We start from the raw sequence: 21,444 nt of genomic DNA, 5'->3' as shown, positions 1-21,444 counted from the left end.
CCTCGCCCTTTTTATTGCTTCTCGCCCAAATTCAATTGTGTTATTACCTATTCGCACAGTCATTAGCACTTTCAGTAATAAAAAAGTTTCATTTATTCTTTTCTCTTCTTGAAGAAAGCCGTTAGCCTTAGCGCCATTGATAAAAGGCTAAAAGACTATGTCACAAGATTCTAATTCGAACTCAGCGCCAGGCGCGGTATTAAACGAACAGCAGTGGAATGCAATAACGCAAGCCATTGCAGGCTTAAATCGTGATCAACTTACTTGGGTAAGTGGTTATGCTGCGGGCATGGCTGCTGCACAAGGTGGTTCGGTTGCACCAATGATGCAAGGCACTCCTGCAGTAGCGGGTGACGCGCCAACGCTTACTATTTTGTACGGTTCACAAACCGGTAATGCAAAAGGTGTTGCAGCGCAGTGTCAAGCGAAAGCAGAAGAAGCGGGCTTTAATAGCAAGCTGGTTAGCATGGCAGATTACAAGCCACGTAACTTGAAAGCAGAAACTCACGTTGCGGTATTTGTTAGTACCCATGGTGAAGGTGATGCACCAGACGATGCTATTGAGCTACATGAATTCTTGGCTGGCAAAAAAGCCCCGAAGCTTGCTGATACCAAATACGCAGTTTTGGGTTTAGGTGACAGTAGTTACGAGTTTTTCTGCCAAACGGGTAAAGACTTTGATGAACGCTTAGGTAAGCTTGGCGGTAAAGCGATTGTAGAGCGTCTGGACTGCGACGTTGATTATGAAGCGGAAGCCGAAGCATGGCTGAGCAAGCTCATCGACTCGCTAAAAGACGATTTTAGTGCAGCTCCGCAAGCAGCGGTAGCGGCGCAAACTGGCGCGGCAGTGCAGGGTGTAGCAGCGCAAACTTACACCAAGAAAGCGCCGTTTAAAGCGACCTTAATTGACGCACAAAAAATCACAGGTCGTGATTCTGTTAAAGATATACGCCATATTGAAATAAGCCTTGAAGATAGCGGAATTACCTATAAGCCAGGTGATGCGCTTGGTGTATGGTTTAAAAATGCAGCATCTCTAGTGTCAGAGCTTATTAGTATCTTGTCATTAAACGGCAATACAGAAGTGTCTGTGGCTGACGCGACCATGTCACTCACCGAAGCATTAACGTCGAAGCTTGAATTAACCTTAAGTTACCCTAATTTCATTAAGTCATATCAAGAGGCGACAGGCTCTGAATCATTGGCTACATTGATGGAAGATAAAGCGCAGCTGCGTACCTACATGGCCGAACGTCAAATTATTGATATTGTGCGCGACCATCCGGGTAAGTTGTCTGAACAACAGCTTGTAGATGCTTTGCGACCGCTAACGCCTCGCTTGTACTCGATAGCATCAAGCCAAGCCGAAGTGGAAGAAGAAGTACATTTAACCGTAGCTCACGTTGACTATGAAGCGTTTGGACATCGTCATCAAGGCGGCGCATCTGGCTTTTTGTGTGAATATCTAGAAGAAAATGGCGACGTAGAAGTGTTCGTAGAAAGTAACGATAACTTCCGTTTGCCCGCTGATCCAAATACGCCAGTGATCATGGTCGGCCCGGGTACGGGTATTGCACCGTTTAGATCGTTCATGCAAGAGCGTGACGTACAAGGTGCTGAAGGCAAAAACTGGTTGTTCTTTGGCAACCCACATTTCACGCAAGATTTTCTATATCAAGTGGAATGGCAAGGCTACGTTAAAGAAGGCCTGCTAGACAAAATTACGCTGGCATTTTCTCGTGACCAAGAAGAAAAAGTATATGTTCAGCACCGTTTACTAGAAAACGGTAAAGAGGTGTATGAATGGCTAGAGCAGGGCGCACACTTCTATGTGTGTGGCGATGCAATGCACATGGCGAAAGATGTAGAGAACGCCCTAATTAGTATTGTGCAAGAGCACGGCGGTAAATCTGAAGCCGATGCAAAAGCCTATGTTGTAGAGTTACGTAAAGCGAAACGTTATCAGAAGGATGTCTATTAATGAGTAACGAAAAATCACCATTTATCGTTGAGGGCAAACTGGCTGACAACGAGCGTTTAAAGCGTGAAAGTAATAATTTGCGTGGCACCATCACTACCGATCTTAAAGATGATCTTACTGGTGGTTTCACCGCTGATAACTTCCAGCTTATTCGCTTTCACGGTATGTACCAACAAGACGATCGTGATATTCGCGCTGAGCGTGCAAAGCAGAAACTTGAGCCGCTTCACAATGTGATGTTGCGTGCCCGTTTACCTGGTGGTGTTATTACGCCTGACCAATGGTTAGCGATTGATAAGTTTGCAGCCGATCACACCATGTACGGCAGCATTCGTTTAACAACCCGTCAAACTTTCCAGTTTCACGGTGTGTTAAAGCCTAAGATTAAGTCCATGCACCAAATGCTAAACAAGGTAGGCATCGACTCTATTGCTACGGCAGGCGACGTAAACCGAAACGTACTATGTACGTCAAATCCGGTTGAATCTGAGCTTCACCTTCAGGCATTTGAATGGGCGAAGAAGATAAGTGAACACTTACTACCTAAAACCCGCGCGTATGCTGAAATTTGGTTAGACGGTGAAAAAGTTGAAACGACTGAAAAACCTGTAGAGCCTATTTTGGGTGATAACTATTTACCGCGTAAATTTAAAACGACGGTGGTTATTCCTCCGCAAAACGATGTAGATGTTCACGCGAATGATCTTAACTTTGTTGCGATTGCAGAGAACGGTCAATTAATTGGCTTCAACGTGCTTGTCGGTGGTGGTCTTGCGATGACCCATGGCGACAAGAGTACGTATCCACGAAAAGCGTCTGATTTCGGATTTATTCCGCTTGAAAACACGCTAGACGTTGCCGCAGCGGTTGTAACAACTCAGCGTGATTGGGGGAACCGTGTTAATCGTAAGAACGCGAAAACCAAATATACGTTAGAGCGTGTTGGGGTAGACAACTTTAAGGCTGAAGTTGAAAAACGCGCAGGCGTGACTTTCCAAGACAGCCGTGCGTATGAATTTACGGGACGTGGCGATCGCTTTGGCTGGGTTGAAGGTATTGACGGCAAATATCACCTGACCGTATTTATTGAGAATGGCCGTATTTTAGATTACCCAGGTAAAACGCTAAAAACAGGCTGTGCCGAAATTGCGAAGATCCACAAAGGTGATTTCCGCTTAACGGCAAACCAGAATTTGATTATTGCCGGTGTAGCGCCGCAAGACAAAGACAAAATTGAAGCATTAGCCCGCGAACATGGCTTAATAGCGCCATCGATTTCTAACCAGCGACTTGACTCAATGGCCTGTGTTGCATTGCCAACCTGTCCGTTAGCCATGGCAGAAGCTGAGCGCTACTTGCCAGATGCCGTTACGGAATTAGAAGGTTTGCTTGCCAAACACGGATTGGAAGAAGACAGCGTAATCTTCCGTGTAACAGGCTGCCCGAATGGCTGTGGTCGCGCGATGTTGTCTGAGGTTGGTTTAGTAGGTAAGGGCCCAGGCAAATACAATTTGCATTTGGGTGGAAACCGAGAAGGTACACGTATTCCACGTATGTATCGAGAAAACATAAGCGAACAGGAAATCATGGCAGAACTAGATTCACTGTTTGGCCAGTGGGCCAAAGCTCGTGAAGCGGGTGAAGCCTTTGGTGATTACGTTGTTCGCGCTGGTGTTGTAAAACCAGTAGTAGACTCCGCACGGGATTTCTATGACGAATAATACAGCGATTAAGCAGCAACCACTAACGCTTGATATCAGTAAGGAAGCCCTTGCTGATATCAATGAAACGTTAGAGAAAATGACAGCGCAGGAGCGAGTAGCTTGGGCGCTGGACAACTTGCCTGATACTCATATTGTGTCTTCAAGCTTTGGAGCACAATCGGCGGTTATGCTGCATATGCTTACCCAAGCACAACCGGATATTCCTGTTGTGCTTACCGACACAGGCTATCTTTTTCCTGAGACATATAAGTTTATTGATGAACTTGTAGAAAAGCTCAATTTAAATTTGCATGTGTACAGCGCAGAGATGTCTTCTGCGTGGCAGGAAGCGCGCTTTGGCAGACTTTGGGAACAAGGCATCGAAGGTATTGAGAAATACAATAAGATGAACAAAGTTGAGCCAATGCAGCGCGCCTTACGTGACCTGAAAGCAGGTACGTGGTTTGCAGGTTTGCGTAGAAGCCAATCAGATACCAGGGGAAAGCTTCCAGTTCTACAAAAAGTAGGGCAGCAGTTTAAACTTTACCCGATCATTGATTGGAGCAACAAAGACTTACATTACTACCTGAAAGATAACGACTTGTCTTATCATCCGCTTTGGGAGCAAGGGTATGTATCCATCGGTGATTGGCATACCACGCAGTCGCTCCAAGAAGGAATGAGTGAGCAAGACACGCGCTTCTTTGGTTTGAAACGCGAGTGTGGATTGCACGAATTTGGTGATGGTATTTAACTCACGTTAAATACCTCGCCTAACACCGACTTAATGCTGGTTAAATACGCTTCATTAGGCGATTTAGTCACTAATTTATACAGCTCACTGCCGACCGAAGTGAACTTGTAATACACCAAAGCAACCCCCGACGTTTTACTGGTTAATGAAATATTTTCATTTACGCATCGCCAGGTTACTTGCTGACCTTCATCGTATTCGGCGCTTTCAATTTCGCTGGTATAAATCAACTTCATCTCTTGTAAAGACAACAGATCAGGGTAACTCAACCCTACGTTGGCTAAGTTAATTTGCTCAGGAACAGGGCGTCTCAATAGTGAAAGCAAGCCTTTGCGTTTGTGATACCCCACAAGAATACGCGGGACCGCATCGTTATTTCTTCTACTCGCAACATTCACAGCCTTATTGAATACTTGTGCATCCCTATGCGTTAGCGTCTTTAATAGCTGCAATGTACGAAGGGAAAAACTGCCCGGGCGAGCCACCTCAACGGCAAAAATCTTTCCCCATAATTCCTGCATGGGCGGGCTGTAAATTTCCTCAGCCATCGTACTAAATGCGAAAAACCAGTCGGGATCAAGATTATCGCTAGTTTGTTCGTTGATCGTCACATTTAATGCTATATTTAATACAGCTTGAAGATTGCTCGCTTTTTGGGTTTCTAATATTTGTTTTCTTCTTTCTAGTGCATGCTTTTGCTTTTTAGGATCAGGGGACATCATAGAGGGGCTTATACCCACTCTGGCAAACCAGGAAAGCATGCGTTGGCGACTAGCATCGGTTTTCACTGCGTTGCTGGCCGCTTTTTCAGCCGCAGGCGATTCGGCTGTCACCTTTACAGTCTGCTCTTCCGTTTCCTGTGGTTTTTTTACCTCAGGGGAAAAGTGCTGGGATGTAATCTTCATAAATGCTTAAATGATCGAATGTAAAATGGCATGTAACATGAGAGCACTATTGCATTGCGTAACCCATTTATCAATGTAATCGTTGCCTTAATACAATGAGTAGCGCATTCTTGTTTTGTTTGTATCGAGGAAATGAGCGGTAATGTCGGCAATGGATTACGATAACGACGAATTAATTTTTTTAGATGATGATGGTTCAGTTGAAGAGCAAACCTTATTGGGCAAAGACTGGAACATTCTTATTGTCGATGACGATGAAGAGATTCACACCGTAACGCGTCTCGCGCTATCTGATCTCATCGTAAACGATCGCAAATTAAACTTCATCCACGCTTATTCAGCAAAACAAGCCAAAGAAATGCTGCACGAATATGGCAACAGCATTGCCATAATTTTACTTGATGTCGTTATGGAGACTGATGACGCGGGTTTTGATGTTGTTAAATACATCCGCGAAGACATGAAGTTAGTTGAACCTCGAATTATCTTACGTACGGGCCAGCCCGGCTACGCGCCTGAAGAGCAAGTCATTAAAGTTTACGATATCAATGACTATAAAACCAAAACAGAACTTACTCGCGCCAAATTACTAACTACTATCATTTCCTCACTACGCTCTTATCAGCAAATTGTAACGATTAGTCAAAGCCGTGCTGGTTTAGAAAAAATAATCACCTCTTCAGCCAACTTGTTTGAAGAACATTCGGTGAAAGAGTTTTGCGAAGGTGTAGTTACCCAAATCAGTTCGCTTATTGGTTTAGACTCCGAAGGTTTATTATGCGCGAGAGCGGGTTCTTTGCTAGATCGAGAGGACGAAGAGGTTTACGTGCTTGGCGCTGCGGGTGAGTATGCGAAATTTATAAACCAGCCTGTGTTCACGCTTAAAAACCTTGAAATTGAAGAAAACATTAGTCGGTGCCTACGTCTTAAAAAGCACATTTTTGAGCCCAGTTGCTCTGTGCTGTATATCAGCCGCGCTGGTTTTGAAGCTGCCGTATTTGTTCGACAAACCCACGAGATTAGTGAGCTAGACAAGCACTTACTTGAGGTTTTTCTATCCAGTATTTCTGTGGGATACGAAAACGTTAATCTTTTCCATGAATTAAGAAATGCGGCGTTCAGAGACTGGTTAACCCGTCTGCCAAACCGCAATGAGTTTATCAATATGCTCGATAAACCTCATTTGTTTGCCGGAGAAAACTATAGCGTAGCTCTTATCGACGTAAATCACTTTTCCGATATAAATGATGGTTTAGGGCAAGAAGTCGGCAACGAATTGTTGCGAGCTATAAGCGATCGCTTTCAATCTTCTTTCGATAGCATAGTGAAAAAAGGCCGCATAGGTGCTGATGTATTTGGTCTTATTGGTCCTGACGATTTGGTATGCCCCAAGTCCATTAACAACATTTTCCAATCTTCATTTCAGGTAGGTGATCACACCCTTCCGGTGAATATAACACTTGGATTGTGCAAGTTAGACAATAAACGCCACATCGGCATTGAGATTTTAAAGCGCACGAATATTGCGTTAAACCGTGCTAAGAAAAATCTAACAGATAACTTCGAATATTACGCCAAAGATATTGAAGATCAGACGACTTGGCGCCTAGATATGATTCGCCAACTCCGAAGTGACTTTGCAGCAAGAAAGCTGGAGCTGTGGTTTCAGCCGCAAGTGGACTTACTGAATGAAAAAGTTGTTGGCATGGAAGGCTTACTACGCTGGCCCAATGGTGAAGGGGGATATATTTCTCCCGCCGTATTTGTGCCACTAGCTGAGTATTCAGGCCTTATCGTTGATATCGGTGAATGGGTATTAGAAGAATCATGCCGTCGTCTTCAGGAATTGAAAGAAAAAGGCTACGGCCATCTAAGAGTTGCCGTTAACATCTCTATTCCGCAGTTCCGTGACAGGTTATTTGTAGAAAAAGTTAAGCAGGCACTATCTAACGCCAACTGCGACCCAAGCCTGTTAGAGCTAGAAATAACAGAAAGCGTGGTGATGGATGAGCCGCAAATTGTAATAGATGCATTGCGTTCGTTAAAAGAATTTGGGGTGAAAATAGCCATTGATGACTTTGGAACAGGCTTTTCCTCCATGAGTTATCTACAGCAGCTTCCGTTAGATCGATTGAAGGTCGATCGTTCTTTTGTCAAAGACATTAAACCGGGTGCAAGCGCAGTGCTTGCTGAGACCATTGTGACTTTGGGTAACAAGCTAGGCTTATTGACTATTGCCGAAGGCGTAGAAAAAAGAGAGCAGGCGAGTTACATGATAAAGCTTGGATGTGACGAAGCACAGGGCTACTTGTACGCGAAGCCTATGCCGTTCGATGCGCTTTTAGCGTTTCTTGAAGAGCACGACTAAACTTTTAATACAGATTCGACAGTGTCTCGCAACTTGGGAAGAATATCTAATTCAAACCAAGGGTTTTTAGCGAGCCACCTGTTGTTTCTTCCTGACGGGTGGGGCAGTACGAAATGTGTTTCAGTCGGACTGCGTACAGCTTCAGTTAACGTTTTGTGTTGCGGTAAATAATACTGTTGCGAGTAACGTCCCACGTAAAGCGTTACTTCAGGTTTTAAATAAAGAAGAAAGTCATTATGCCAAGCGGGAGCACATTCTTTTCTTGGCGGGGCATCGGCTCCATTTTTATAACCTGGAAAGCAGAAGCCCATTGGCAGCACCGAAATTAAGCTAGGGTTATAAAAGGTCTCTCTCGAGACAGACAACCAATCGCGTAACCGATCTCCGCTGGGATCATCAAACGCAATGTTGCGTTCATGAGCTTTCAACCCCGGTGCTTGCCCAATAATAAGTACTTTAGTTGATGGTGCAGTGCTAAATATGGGGTTGGGTTGATGCGGTAGGTGAGGGGCACACAGTCTACAATTTCTCGCTTTAACCACCAGTGCATCGTGGCCTTTCACATTTTTCTCCAAATATTTCTCTTTGTCATACTTTTGTCACAAAACTATGATCTCAGTTTGACTATCTTATGTATATACAGTATGTTTAATAGTGACAGTAGTAGACTGTAACACAGGAGAAGAAACATGCGTAAAGTAGTACTAACCCTAGCTCTATCAGCGGCCTTTGGTATTGCGCATGCGGAATCTGGTGATAACCAGCTTTTCGATTGCATGGATGCGAAAACATTCGAAATGAATAACCAATGTATGTCTGACAAAATCGGCAATAACATTCGTTTCCGTGATGCACAAGCAAAGTTGATCGACATTGCAAGCGATAGTCAGGGTGACTACGCCATTGCAACAATGACGTTCGATCAAGAAAATATGCACATCGACATCGTAGCACATAAAGATTCGCTTAACGCGCTTGCTGCGAACCGTAACTAATTTCTTAGTTAACGCATATTAAGCCGGCGACAATCTCGCCGGCTTTTTTGTGTCCGTTAGAAAATTCTATTAAGTCCATTAATAGCAGCAACTCGATAAGCTTCTGCCATGGTTGGATAGTTAAACGTAGTGTTAACGAAGTAATCTATGGTATTGCCTTCGCCCTTTTGCTGCATGATCGCTTGGCCGATGTGAACAATCTCGGAGGCACGTTCACCGAAACAATGAATGCCCAAGATTTCTTTAGTTTCGCGATGAAACAAGATTTTCAGACTTCCTGTCTGCGTTGACGCGATTTGGGCTCTGGCCAAATGTTTGAACTGAGCTCTTCCCACTTCATAAGGTACTTTTGCTGCAGTAAGCTCTTGCTCTGTTTTACCAACAGAACTTATTTCTGGGATGGTGTATATGCCTGACGGAATATCTTCTACCAATGCCGAATGTGTTTTTATGCCAAGCATAGCTTCAGCGGCAAAGCGACCTTGGTTATAAGCCGCAGATGCTAAACTTGGATAGCCAATGACATCGCCGACTGCAAATACATTGTCTACGTCAGTTTGATAATTTTCGTTAACCTTGAGTTGGCCTCTGCCATCGGCTTTTAAACCAATATTCTCGAGTTTAAGTGTATCTGTATTACCCGTTCTTCCGTTAGCAAACAAGAGACAATCTGCGCGCATACGCTTGCCCGACTCTAAGTTTAAAATAACCGAGTCATCGGTAGCTTCAACCGAAGAATAGGCCTCATTGTGCCGGATGAGTACGCCATTGTTCCACAGGTGATAACTGAGTGCGTCTGATATCTCGTCATCAAGAAATGACAGTAAGCGATCGCGCATGTTGACGAGGTCAACTTTTACGCCTAGTCCTCTGAAAATACTGGCATATTCAGAGCCAATGACCCCAGCGCCATAGATAATTATTGATTTGGGATCGTGATCTAAAGATAGGATAGTGTCTGAGTTATAAATACGCGGGTGATTAAAGTCGATGTCTTTAGGACAATAAGGACGCGACCCTGTGGCAATAGCAATTTGGCCTGCAGTGACGGTATCTTTAGAGCCATCTTTACGGGTTATCTCTAACGTATGCGCATCTACGAAACTGGCTTCGCCGTGAAATAGCGTCACACGATTTCTGTCGTAGAAAGAAGAGCGAAGTCGAGTTTGGCTTTTTACCACACCGCTAGCATGGCGCATGATGTCAGAAAACGTAAGACTCTTACTTAAGTGGTTGTCGGCAAACAAGGGAGAAGAGTTATATTCAATAAGACGACTTACTGAGTGACGAAGCGCTTTCGATGGAATGGTTCCCCAATGGGTACAACCCCCTCCCACTGCCTCGTAGCGCTCAACAACCGCCACTTTTTTTCCGGCTTTGGCAAGCTGCATTGCAACGCCTTCTCCACCAGGACCTGTGCCAATAACGATAGCGTCGTAATGATACGACGGGGCTTTGGTTTTTTGCTTCGTTGCCATCTTACTTTCCCATGTTGTTACTTTTGTAATGCGATGTCACCACTAGGTTAGCCGTAATACAAAATGAATGATTCTGGTTTTAGTATAACGACCTTATCCAACTATAGAATAAAAAAAAACCACATAAGCAGACACTTATGTGGTTTTTAGCGTTCAAACGTATAAAAGAGGGCGTTAATTTACGCCATTTGCAATGACAAACTATGTAACTGTGTCCATTTCTCTTTCTGTACAGCAAATGCGTGTTTCAGCTCTTTGTACTTGTATGCAAGCTCAAGCCCTTCGATACTGCGCTTTAGGGTGCGTTGTTTAACGCGCATAACACGTTTTTTCGTGGCGTAGTATTCACTCATGCGCTGCATTAACAAGTCGTATTCTTCTTGAATGGTATGCATCATTTCTTCAGCATTAGGCAGTAGCGATACTTTTTCACTTGCTCTTTGCAGCTGCATTGCTGCTAACGCTTTCTCGATGCGCTCTTCTGGCACTTTGCGAAGGTTGGATGTCAGTCCTACCAGTGATAATCCCTTAATAAGCCATTTTGTAGGATCAAACTGATACCAGCGAATGCCATTACGATAGTCGTACTCAAAGATGTGATGGTAATTGTGATAACCTTCACCAAAGGTAAAAAACGCAAGAATACCGTTATCTCGTGCTGTGTTCTTATCGGTGTAAGGCTGGCTACCCCAAAAATGAGCAAGAGAATTGATAAAGAAGGTTACGTGATGCACTAGCACCAGGCGAAGTACACCGGCTACCAAGATCATGCCTAATACGTCACCATTTAAATAGCCCAGAAGACCTGTGATACCAAAGTTGGCCGCCAGCACGATGGGCAAATAGTAGTTATGCTGCCACATCACCACTTTATCTTTTTGAAGATCTTTACAGTTACTGTAGTCATCGTAACGTTTGGCCTGATACTCACGCAACATCCAGCCGATATGCGCAAACCAAAGCCCTTTCTTCGCAGAGTAGGGGTCTTTGTCGTTATCATCAACATGACGATGATGAACGCGATGATCTGACGACCAGTGCAAAATACTATTTTGCAGCGCCATAGCGCCACCAATCGCAAGGATCACACGAACAACCACATTGGCGTCGTAAGTTTTATGCGACCATAATCGGTGGTAGCCGGCAGTTATAGACATACCGGTAAAGTAAAATAGGAATATAGCCGCACCGATTTCTGCCCAATCGATGCCTTGATACGCCACCCATAGCGGCACACCAATAAACGCAATTGCGCCAGATATAATAAATACCAGCACATTAGTAAGGATAAGAGGAGGTTTTTTCATTTTATACAACTTGGCTTACAACTGTTCGCTAATTTATCGTTTTACGAGGCTTCAGGCAAGCAAAACCCAGATTAGTTCTGCTTACATGTGTAAAGTTTAATTATAGTAAAGCTACGCTGAAGCGCTCGTTAATTGTGGCTTTTTCTGCTTAATGCTTGTTTATAAAAGAGATGATTCTGTTTCTCTTTCCCCACTGGTGTGTGTTGCGATAAACTACACATGCTAGTCTTTGATGTACGAAGTTTGATTGCGTTAATGGCTATACAGATGACGTAAGGGCTTCAACCCTAAGCGCTAAAAATCATCAAGCCGTTTAGAGCTAATCAACCTATGGTGCGAATGTGAGTCGACAAGAACAGAAATTAAAAACCCGCCAAAATATCATTCATGCTGCGTTTTCTTTGCTCGATGAAAACCGCAGCTTATCGGCAATCAGCTTGCGTGAAGTTGCCCGAGAGGCAGGTATAGCACCTACGTCTTTTTATCGACACTTCAAAGATATGGACGAATTGGGTTTAACGCTGGTGGATGAAGCCGGTTTAGCATTGCGGCAGCTTATGCGTCAGGCAAGGCGGCGTATAGCCTCTGGAGGTGGCGTAATACATACTTCTGTTGAAACCTTCATGGAATTTATTGCGGCAAATACAAACGTATTTCGTTTATTACTACGCGAGCATACTGGTACGTCGTCGGCTTATCGGTTGGCAGTATTTAGAGAGATTCAACACTTCATCGACGAGTTGACCGACTACATTATTGAACAGCAGGGCGTAGAATACGCATGCGCGCAGCTTCAAGCTGATGCTATGGTAAGGCTCGTATTCAGTGCTGGGGCAGAGGCATTAGAAGCAGACGATAAACTTCGCCGAGAAATCGGTGAGAGAGTGAAAGCGCAGCTTCGCTTCGTTCAACTAGGTGCAACGCAAAAAAGCGTATAATTGAATTAGTGGTTTAAGTCCACATCGTTTGCTCTAATCAAAGCCACCTTATTTTAATACGTCTTCATAGGCCTTTGTGACTCCAAAGGCCTTGTCAATTTGTACCAAAACTAACTTTTGCGTGTAAGTAAAACGCCAGCCTCAATGTGATGAGTAAACGGGAATTGATCGAATAATGCCGATTGAGCAACGTCGTGAGTTTCACTTAAAAGCTCAAGGTTTTGCGCCAACGTTTCAGGGTTACACGAGATATACACGATATTATCGTAATCCTGAATCATTCTAAGCGAGTCTTCATCCAACCCAGCTCTTGGTGGATCGACCAATACAGTTGTGAAATTATATGCACTTAGATCAATGCCTTCTAAGCGACTAAACGTACGTTCACCTTTCATAGCCTGAGTGAATTCTTCAGCGGCGAGTCTTACGATCTTCACATTATTAAGCTGATTTTGTTCAATATTAAACTGCGCAGCTTGTACAGAGGGCTTGGCTATTTCGGTCCCCACAACATTATCGAAGTGAAGCGCTAGCGGCAGTGAGAAGTTACCTGCACCGCAATACATCTCCAGTAAATCGCCAGAGAGCGGCTTTACGCAATCTAGTGCCCATTCAATCATGCTGCAGTTCACTTCGGCATTGGGCTGAGTGAAGCTATTTTCGATATGCTTAAATATGAATTCTTTGCCATTAACGGGTAAGCGCTCAATAACAAAATCGTTGTCGATAATAAGCTTTTGTTTTCTCGCACGGCCGATGATGTTTACTTTCGGAAAGTGAGCCTCGAGTTTCGCCTTTAATTCTTTTGCAGCCTCTTGCCACTTCTCATCTAGTTGACGATGGTATAAAAGGCTGATGACAAGCTCGCCAGATAGTGCAGAAAGATAATCGATTTGAAAAAGCTTCTTTCTTAGCGCTTCATTTGGTCTTACTTCTTTTAACAACAGCGCCATAGCATCGTTTATTGCTTTACAAGCAGGAGGAAAGCTATCTACGCGATACTTTTCTTTTGTTTCCTGGTTGAACATGATGTGAAACAAATCATCGCCCTCATGCCATACTCTAAATTCGGCGCGCATACGGTAGTGCGTTGGTTGCGATGGAAATACGGTTAAGTCAGGCGCATTGAACGGAGAAAGTAACGCAGTAAGACGTTCTACTTTTTCGTCCAACTGAGCTTGATAGCGTTGTTGTTCGGTCGCGGTCATAAAATTCTCCATTCAATGTTGAGGTCGCGAATTGTAGTCCCTTATAAAATAACTGCAACAAGCGCTATCTACTTCTGCATTATTATTAGGAACGACCCAGTAAAAAAAGCTGTATTAAAATTAAACAATACTGATTCTTTGCCGATAATAAGATTGAGGATAGTGAGGATCAAATTATGAACGTGGGTCAAATTAAGGCTTTTATGGGCGACCAGAAGGTCGATCAAAAAGCAGATCAAAAGGCATCAGTTCACCCGAACGAAATGTTGAAAAAGCAGTTACAGCAAGACGGATTGCAGCAAGCGGCTGAGTTTTCTAAACAACAAGCGGCATCAGTATCTGTTTCCAGTAGCCAAACTAGCATCGGCTTACGTGTGGTGAGTAGCAGCCTTAACCAAGCGTTAGTTATAGATGGCCAAAAGCCACAAGAAGCCAAAGAGAAAAGCATTGAAGATAAGTCGAACAGTTTGTTCGACTTTGAAAAAGTTGCCAGAAACGTACTTAAGTTCGTAGGTGGCGTCATTAGAGGTGCGGCAAACGGTGGTGCCAGCGAAGAAAAGCTTAATGGCTTATTTAGCCAAGCGAGAGAAGGCGTAAGCCGTGGATTCGCTATGGCTGAAAAAGACCTCGCTGGTTTTATGAATGAAGAGATTGAGCAAGGGATGACAAAAAGCCGCGATCTCATCGATACAGGAATAAACGATCTGGAAACTGACATATTTGGTCGCCAGCAGCCGAACGCTGTAACGCTTTCGTCCTTAAACGCGGTAGCTGCATCGGATGAGAAAAGCGGAAGCTTACTGATTCGAACTAAAGATGGCGACGAAGTGAGTTTTAGTTTTGAGAGTCTTCGCTCGTTCCAAGCATCTCAACAACTTAATTTCCAAGCACAAGCATCTCAGGAGCAATCAGGCGGTAGTGGCGAGCAAGGTGAAAACAATTTTTCAGCGTCATACCAACAACAAACTTCGTACCAATACTATGAGCGAAGCGGTATTAGCTTTTCATTAAAAGGCGAGCTTGATGAAGATGAGTTAGAGTCGATAGCTGATTTAGTTGGTCAAGTTCAGGATCTCGCCGACACCTTTTACAGTGGTGACATCGACAAAGCATTTGAAGAAGCGTTAAGTTTAGGCTTTGACGATAAAGAGTTAGTTGGCTACGCGTTACAGTTAAATAGAACCACACAGACCGAAGTGCTAAAGACGTATGAGAACATCCAACATTACAATGAAGACAAAAGCGATAATTCGAAGTTTGGAAATGTGGTTAGCCCTATAGCGCAATATCTAGAAAAGATGATGGATACTTTTGCTAATGCCGAAAGTACGTTAGAAAGTAACGAAGACTATAATACCTTAATAGGTGGGTTGATTAATGAGATGAAAGACGTGCAGGTGCCAGACCTTGTATCTGCTATAAATAGGTTTCACGCTTTTAATCAAACGTTACTTAATGGACTTCCTCAATCTGCTGAGACAAGTGAATAACTAACTATTTGCTAATATAAAAGCCCGGTAGCGAAAGCTAACCGGGCTTTTTTATAGCCTATAAACCGTACTCACAAAATTATGCGTGTTCGACTTTGTCCTTTGCAGGGCGAACTTTTAGGGTTCGCTCCTGGAAGATTGAGTCGTTAGTTTTATCGATAACGCTGTTTAAGTCGTCAGTTACAACTTCGATAAAACCGTATCCTTTTCTTTTTCCAGTTTTACGATCCTTCATTAAGCGAACCGACTGTACTTCAATAAAGCTACTGAAGTATTCCTTTACTGCGTTCTCGTTTGCTCTATAAGGCAAATTACCCACATATAAAGTTTCTACTGATCCGTCATTAGAATGTGCTCTGGCATCTGAGGAAGATGGACTTTGAATAAGAGACGCTAGCCAAGGAGTAACGATACCGCTGATCAGCAGAGCTGCTGAGACGGTCAGTGGAACATGGACGTTTAAACTAGCAGAAGAAAATAACAAGTAACCTGCAATTGCAAAAATAGCGCTAATAACAGCGCATTGAATAAAGCCTACTTTCATATACCTACCTTTCTATTGTTTATTATGGTGTTGGAGGCTGTATATAGTTTACTCATTTGTAACAAATTGAACAATAAAATGTGAAAAAACTAGTCTAAAGATGGATTGAGTCGCTAGAAATGATGCAGAAATGAGCGGTTGACACCAAAAGTGGCTTAAAAAGCAAAAAAATCCAATTTAAGTGTTGATCTTTCACAAGAGGTATCTATAATGCGCTCCACGTTCTGAGGGGGCTTCGAGAAAAACAAAGCCAACTTAGCAACAAGTGCGAAACCAAGTTTTCAAACAAATAAAAAGTTTAAAAACATGGTTGACATCGAAAATAAACGATGTAAAATGCGCACCTCACTCGAACAGGGTGAGTCACTAAGAGTTTGATCATGGCTCAGATTGAACGCTGGCGGCAGGCCTAACACATGCAAGTCGAACGGTAACATTTCTAGCTTGCTAGAAGATGACGAGTGGCGGACGGGTGAGTAATGCTTGGGAACTTGCCTTTGCGAGGGGGATAACAGTTGGAAACGACTGCTAATACCGCATAATGTCTTCGGACCAAACGGGGCTTCGGCTCCGGCGCAAAGAGAGGCCCAAGTGAGATTAGCTAGTTGGTAAGGTAACGGCTTACCAAGGCGACGATCTCTAGCTGTTCTGAGAGGAAGATCAGCCACACTGGGACTGAGACACGGCCCAGACTCCTACGGGAGGCAGCAGTGGGGAATATTGCACAATGGGGGAAACCCTGATGCAGCCATGCCGCGTGTGTGAAGAAGGCCTTCGGGTTGTAAAGCACTTTCAGTTGTGAGGAAAAGTTAGTAGTTAATACCTGCTAGCCGTGACGTTAACAACAGAAGAAGCACCGGCTAACTCCGTGCCAGCAGCCGCGGTAATACGGAGGGTGCGAGCGTTAATCGGAATTACTGGGCGTAAAGCGCACGCAGGCGGTTTGTTAAGCTAGATGTGAAAGCCCTGGGCTCAACCTGGGATGGTCATTTAGAACTGGCAGACTAGAGTCTTGGAGAGGGGAGTGGAATTCCAGGTGTAGCGGTGAAATGCGTAGATATCTGGAGGAACATCAGTGGCGAAGGCGACTCCCTGGCCAAAGACTGACGCTCATGTGCGAAAGTGTGGGTAGCGAACAGGATTAGATACCCTGGTAGTCCACACCGTAAACGCTGTCTACTAGCTGTGTGTGCCTTTAAGGCGTGCGTAGCGAAGCTAACGCGCTAAGTAGACCGCCTGGGGAGTACGGCCGCAAGGTTAAAACTCAAATGAATTGACGGGGGCCCGCACAAGCGGTGGAGCATGTGGTTTAATTCGATGCAACGCGAAGAACCTTACCTACACTTGACATGCTGAGAAGTTACTAGAGATAGTTTCGTGCCTTCGGGAACTCAGACACAGGTGCTGCATGGCTGTCGTCAGCTCGTGTCGTGAGATGTTGGGTTAAGTCCCGCAACGAGCGCAACCCTTGTCCTTAGTTGCCAGCCTTAAGTTGGGCACTCTAAGGAGACTGCCGGTGACAAACCGGAGGAAGGTGGGGACGACGTCAAGTCATCATGGCCCTTACGTGTAGGGCTACACACGTGCTACAATGGCATTTACAGAGGGAAGCGAGACAGTGATGTGGAGCGGACCCCTTAAAGAATGTCGTAGTCCGGATTGGAGTCTGCAACTCGACTCCATGAAGTCGGAATCGCTAGTAATCGCAGGTCAGAATACTGCGGTGAATACGTTCCCGGGCCTTGTACACACCGCCCGTCACACCATGGGAGTGGGATGCAAAAGAAGTAGTTAGTCTAACCTTCGGGAGGACGATTACCACTTTGTGTTTCATGACTGGGGTGAAGTCGTAACAAGGTAACCCTAGGGGAACCTGGGGTTGGATCACCTCCTTACCATTACGTCGAAAGACGCCTTGATGCAGTGCCTACACAGATAGTCTTGTTTAAAATGAAGAACGACACAAGTTTATGGGGCTATAGCTCAGCTGGGAGAGCGCCTGATTTGCATTCAGGAGGTCAGCAGTTCGATCCTGCTTAGCTCCACCATCTACTTGAAACTGGGTTTGTTGCTAACAAACTTAGAAACTGAAGGCTTGTAGCTCAGCTGGTTAGAGCGCACCCCTGATAAGGGTGAGGTCGGCAGTTCAAGTCTGCCCAAGCCTACCATTTCCTTGCTTTGTGAAAGGAAGGTGACAAAGGTAGAAAACGTGTCACGTTGGACCCGAAATCCTAATGAATATTTACTGTTTCAGTAAGCATTGATTAGGGTTTTTTACTCTAAAGATGAAAGTACTGCTTTTGCAGGAAACATCAAATGTTCTTTAACAATTTGGAAAGCTGATATTAATAGTAATCAATCAAAATTGAGTAACTGAGAAATCGAAAGATGAACTTTTTACTCTACTTGACTGAATTGCTTGTTATCAATCGATGATTTGATAGCAAGGCAATTCTTCCGATTAGCTTGTCATTCATGCAACGTAACTTAGACAGAAGTCAAAAGGCTGTTTGGGGTTGTATGGTTAAGTGACGAAGCGTATACGGTGGATGCCTTGGCAGTTAGAGGCGATGAAGGACGTGTAAGTCTGCGAAAAGCTGTGGTGAGCCGACAAAATGCATTTGAGCCACAGATGTCCGAATGGGGAAACCCACCTGTTTACAGGTATCGTTAACTGAATACATAGGTTAACGAGGCAAACGAGGGGAACTGAAACATCTAAGTACCCTTAGGAAAAGAAATCAACCGAGATTCCCCTAGTAGCGGCGAGCGAACGGGGAGCAGCCCTTAAGCTGTTTAGAATTTAGTGGAATCCTTTGGGAAGAGGAGCGATACAAGGTGATAGCCCTGTACACGACGGATTCTTTACAGTGAAATCGAGTAGGTCGGGACACGTGTTATCTTGACTGAATATGGGGGGACCATCCTCCAAGGCTAAATACTCCTAACTGACCGATAGTGAACCAGTACCGTGAGGGAAAGGCGAAAAGAACCCCTGTGAGGGGAGTGAAATAGAACCTGAAACCGTATACGTACAAGCAGTGGGAGCCACTTCGTGTGGTGACTGCGTACCTTTTGTATAATGGGTCAGCGACTTATATTTAGTAGCAAGGTTAAGTGAATAACGGAGCCGTAGCGAAAGCGAGTGTTAACTGCGCGTTTAGTTGCTAGGTATAGACCCGAAACCCGGTGATCTAGCCATGAGCAGGTTGAAGGTTGAGTAACATCAACTGGAGGACCGAACCCACTAACGTTGAAAAGTTAGGGGATGACTTGTGGCTGGGGGTGAAAGGCCAATCAAACCGGGAGATAGCTGGTTCTCCCCGAAATCTATTTAGGTAGAGCCTCGGACGAATTCCATTGGGGGTAGAGCACTGTTAAGGCTAGGGGGTCATCCCGACTTACCAACCCTTTGCAAACTCCGAATACCAATGAGAACTATCCGGGAGACACACGGCGGGTGCTAACGTCCGTCGTGGAGAGGGAAACAACCCAGACCGCCAGCTAAGGTCCCAAAATATTGCTAAGTGGGAAACGATGTGGGAAGGCATAGACAGCTAGGAGGTTGGCTTAGAAGCAGCCACCCTTTAAAGAAAGCGTAATAGCTCACTAGTCGAGTCGGCCTGCGCGGAAGATGTAACGGGGCTAAGCAATATACCGAAGCTGCGGCAGCATGTTTACATGCTGGGTAGGGGAGCGTTGTGTAAGTGGATGAAGGTGAGTTGTAAAGCTTGCTGGACATATCACAAGTGCGAATGCTGACATGAGTAACGATAATGGGAGTGAAAAACTCCCACGCCGGAAGACCAAGGTTTCCTGTCCCATGCTAATCAGGGCAGGGTAAGTCGGCCCCTAAGGCGAGGCAGAAATGCGTAGTCGATGGGAAACGGGTTAATATTCCCGTACTTATATAATCAGTGATGGAGGGACGGAGAAGGCTAGGCAAGCTTGGCGTTGGTTGTCCAAGTGAAAGTGAGTAGGCTGGAATTTTAGGTAAATCCGGAATTCTAAGGCCGAGACACGAGACGAGCTCCCAAGGGAGTGAAGTTGTTGATGCCCTGCTTCCAGGAAAAGCTTCTAAACTTATGATTATATGAACCGTACCCCAAACCGACACAGGTGGTCAGGTAGAGAATACTAAGGCGCTTGAGAGAACTCGGGTGAAGGAACTCGGCAAAATTGTACCGTAACTTCGGGAGAAGGTACGCCTCTGTTTGTGAACACTTCGCGTGGTAAGCAAATGGAGGCCGCAGTGACCAGGTGGCTGGGACTGTTTATTAAAAACACAGCACTCTGCAAACTCGTAAGAGGACGTATAGGGTGTGACACCTGCCCGGTGCCGGAAGGTTAATTGATGGGGTTAGTTTTCGGACGAAGCTCTTGATCGAAGCCCCGGTAAACGGCGGCCGTAACTATAACGGTCCTAAGGTAGCGAAATTCCTTGTCGGGTAAGTTCCGACCTGCACGAATGGTGTAACCATGGCCACGCTGTCTCCACCCGAGACTCAGTGAAATTGAAATCGCAGTGAAGATGCTGTGTACCCGCACCTAGACGGAAAGACCCCGTGAACCTTTACTACAGCTTGGCACTGAACATTGAACCTACATGTGTAGGATAGGTGGGAGGCTTTGAAGCACAGTCGCTAGATTGTGTGGAGCCGTCCTTGAAATACCACCCTTGTATGTTTGATGTTCTAACATTGTTCCCTTATCGGGAATGTGGACAGTGTCTGGTGGGTAGTTTGACTGGGGCGGTCTCCTCCCAAATAGTAACGGAGGAGCACGAAGGTTAGCTAATCACGGTCGGACATCGTGAGGTTAGTGCAATGGCATAAGCTAGCTTAACTGCGAGACAGACACGTCGAGCAGGTACGAAAGTAGGTCATAGTGATCCGGTGGTTCTGTATGGAAGGGCCATCGCTCAACGGATAAAAGGTACTCCGGGGATAACAGGCTGATACCGCCCAAGAGTTCATATCGACGGCGGTGTTTGGCACCTCGATGTCGGCTCATCACATCCTGGGGCTGAAGTCGGTCCCAAGGGTATGGCTGTTCGCCATTTAAAGTGGTACGCGAGCTGGGTTTAGAACGTCGTGAGACAGTTCGGTCCCTATCTGGTGTGGGCGTTGGATGATTGATGGGAGCTGCTCCTAGTACGAGAGGACCGGAGTGGACGAACCGCTGGTGTTCGGGTTGTCATGCCAATGGCATTGCCCGGTAGCTATGTTCGGAACGGATAACCGCTGAAAGCATCTAAGCGGGAAGCCGGCCCAAAGATGAGTCATCCCTGACCTTTAAGGTCTGGAAGGGTTGTTATAGACGATGACGTTGATAGGCAGGGTGTGGAAGCGTTGTAAGGCGTTAAGCTAACCTGTACTAATTGCCCGAGAGGCTTAACCATACAACGCCCAAGAAGCTTTAGGCTTCTGAGTGTTGTAGACAAGCTAAGCTCTGAAAAATGAGCCGCAAGTAGAGTGAAAAGACAGTTACTCACTGATTGAATTGATATCCAGTTTTCTAGATTGTTACCAGTTTTTCCTGGCAGCCATAGCGATACGGTACCACCTGACTCCATTCCGAACTCAGAAGTGAAACGTATTAGCGCCGATGGTAGTGTGGGGCTTCCCCATGTGAGAGTAGGACACTGCCAGGTCGAACAAACGAATTTAACTATACGTGATTTCAAAACTGTGGGGGAGAAACTCTGAAATTCGTCAGCATGCCTTATTAGAGAAATGTACTCTGACCCCATTATTAAAATGTGTTTTTCTGC

13 protein-coding genes, 2 tRNA genes and 3 rRNA genes are annotated in these 21,444 nt (G+C 45.1%); 12 read left to right on the top strand and 6 right to left on the bottom strand.

Annotated elements, in window-relative coordinates; translation table 11 throughout:
* Positions 1–157: 157 nt before the first annotated feature.
* The 3 genes from MASE_RS15800 to MASE_RS15790 are packed head-to-tail and all read left to right on the top strand — an operon-like array spanning position 158 to position 4,438.
* A complete protein-coding gene (locus MASE_RS15800) occupies positions 158–1,981 on the top strand; it encodes an assimilatory sulfite reductase (NADPH) flavoprotein subunit (protein ID WP_014950719.1) in 1,824 nt (607 codons plus the stop codon).
* On the top strand, positions 1,981–3,702 hold the full coding sequence (cysI, locus tag MASE_RS15795; RefSeq protein ID WP_014950718.1) for an assimilatory sulfite reductase (NADPH) hemoprotein subunit: 1,722 nt from the start codon (positions 1,981–1,983) through the stop codon (positions 3,700–3,702). Before MASE_RS15800 ends, cysI begins: the two co-directional genes overlap by 1 nt.
* Complete coding sequence (locus tag MASE_RS15790; protein WP_014950717.1) at positions 3,692–4,438, top strand: phosphoadenylyl-sulfate reductase; 747 nt, start codon at positions 3,692–3,694, stop codon at positions 4,436–4,438. Before cysI ends, MASE_RS15790 begins: the two co-directional genes overlap by 11 nt.
* On the opposite strand, the gene MASE_RS15785 is transcribed toward MASE_RS15790, so the two are convergent.
* The gene (locus tag MASE_RS15785; protein ID WP_052160401.1) at positions 4,435–5,271 is read right to left on the bottom strand and encodes a TIGR03899 family protein; all 837 of its coding nucleotides are present in this window, start codon (positions 5,269–5,271) and stop codon (positions 4,435–4,437) included. The two genes, MASE_RS15790 and MASE_RS15785, sit on opposite strands and share 4 nt — an antisense overlap.
* A gap of 214 nt (positions 5,272–5,485) precedes the next feature.
* On the opposite strand from MASE_RS15785, the gene MASE_RS15780 reads away from it, so the two are divergent.
* The gene (locus MASE_RS15780) at positions 5,486–7,711 is read left to right on the top strand and encodes a bifunctional diguanylate cyclase/phosphodiesterase (RefSeq protein WP_014950715.1); all 2,226 of its coding nucleotides are present in this window, start codon (positions 5,486–5,488) and stop codon (positions 7,709–7,711) included.
* Here MASE_RS15780 and MASE_RS15775 read toward each other — a convergent pair.
* Complete coding sequence (locus MASE_RS15775; RefSeq protein WP_014950714.1) at positions 7,708–8,286, bottom strand: uracil-DNA glycosylase family protein; 579 nt, start codon at positions 8,284–8,286, stop codon at positions 7,708–7,710. The genes MASE_RS15780 and MASE_RS15775 overlap by 4 nt on opposite strands.
* A 114-nt stretch (positions 8,287–8,400) precedes the next feature.
* On the opposite strand from MASE_RS15775, the gene MASE_RS15770 reads away from it, so the two are divergent.
* Entirely contained in the window at positions 8,401–8,706 is a 306-nt protein-coding gene (locus tag MASE_RS15770) for a hypothetical protein (RefSeq protein ID WP_014950713.1), read from the top strand.
* Positions 8,707–8,762: 56 nt separating this feature from the next.
* Here MASE_RS15770 and sthA read toward each other — a convergent pair whose 3' ends face one another.
* Both sthA and MASE_RS15760 read right to left on the bottom strand, forming a co-directional pair.
* Complete coding sequence (sthA, locus tag MASE_RS15765) at positions 8,763–10,184, bottom strand: Si-specific NAD(P)(+) transhydrogenase (RefSeq protein WP_014950712.1); 1,422 nt, start codon at positions 10,182–10,184, stop codon at positions 8,763–8,765.
* 179 nt (positions 10,185–10,363) lie between these two features.
* Positions 10,364–11,491: an acyl-CoA desaturase gene (locus tag MASE_RS15760; RefSeq protein WP_014950711.1), complete on the bottom strand. Its 1,128-nt coding sequence runs from the start codon at positions 11,489–11,491 to the stop codon at positions 10,364–10,366.
* 341 nt (positions 11,492–11,832) lie between these two features.
* On the opposite strand from MASE_RS15760, the gene fabR reads away from it, so the two are divergent.
* Complete coding sequence (gene fabR / locus MASE_RS15755; protein ID WP_014950710.1) at positions 11,833–12,429, top strand: HTH-type transcriptional repressor FabR; 597 nt, start codon at positions 11,833–11,835, stop codon at positions 12,427–12,429.
* 110 nt (positions 12,430–12,539) lie between these two features.
* Here fabR and trmA read toward each other — a convergent pair whose 3' ends face one another.
* Entirely contained in the window at positions 12,540–13,637 is a 1,098-nt protein-coding gene (gene trmA, locus MASE_RS15750; RefSeq protein WP_014950709.1) for a tRNA (uridine(54)-C5)-methyltransferase TrmA, read from the bottom strand.
* Between the two features lie 176 nt (positions 13,638–13,813).
* Here trmA and MASE_RS15745 point away from each other — a divergent pair, with 176 nt between their 5' ends.
* Complete coding sequence (locus tag MASE_RS15745; protein WP_014950708.1) at positions 13,814–15,127, top strand: DUF5610 domain-containing protein; 1,314 nt, start codon at positions 13,814–13,816, stop codon at positions 15,125–15,127.
* 79 nt (positions 15,128–15,206) lie between these two features.
* On the opposite strand, the gene MASE_RS15740 is transcribed toward MASE_RS15745, so the two are convergent.
* Complete coding sequence (locus MASE_RS15740; RefSeq protein ID WP_014950707.1) at positions 15,207–15,671, bottom strand: RNA recognition motif domain-containing protein; 465 nt, start codon at positions 15,669–15,671, stop codon at positions 15,207–15,209.
* 362 nt (positions 15,672–16,033) lie between these two features.
* Between MASE_RS15740 and MASE_RS15735 the strand changes: the two genes are divergently transcribed.
* The 5 genes from MASE_RS15735 to rrf all read left to right on the top strand — a co-directional run bounded on the left by MASE_RS15735 (position 16,034) and on the right by rrf (position 21,324).
* A 16S ribosomal RNA gene (locus MASE_RS15735) occupies positions 16,034–17,566 on the top strand.
* Positions 17,567–17,643: 77 nt separating this feature from the next.
* A tRNA-Ala gene (locus tag MASE_RS15730) sits at positions 17,644–17,719 on the top strand.
* A 43-nt stretch (positions 17,720–17,762) separates the two neighbouring features.
* A tRNA-Ile gene (locus MASE_RS15725) sits at positions 17,763–17,839 on the top strand.
* Between the two features lie 354 nt (positions 17,840–18,193).
* A 23S ribosomal RNA gene (locus tag MASE_RS15720) occupies positions 18,194–21,072 on the top strand.
* A gap of 136 nt (positions 21,073–21,208) precedes the next feature.
* Positions 21,209–21,324 (top strand): 5S ribosomal RNA (rrf, locus tag MASE_RS15715).
* Together the 16S, 23S and 5S rRNA genes with 2 tRNA genes alongside form the textbook arrangement of a ribosomal RNA operon.
* The last annotated feature ends 120 nt before the right edge of the window (positions 21,325–21,444 follow it).

This window comes from Alteromonas macleodii ATCC 27126, assembly GCF_000172635.2.
Classification (GTDB): Bacteria; Pseudomonadota; Gammaproteobacteria; order Enterobacterales; family Alteromonadaceae; genus Alteromonas; species Alteromonas macleodii.
The sequence above is the reverse complement of the archived record's forward strand: the minus strand, read 5'-3'. Positions and strand labels throughout refer to the sequence as shown.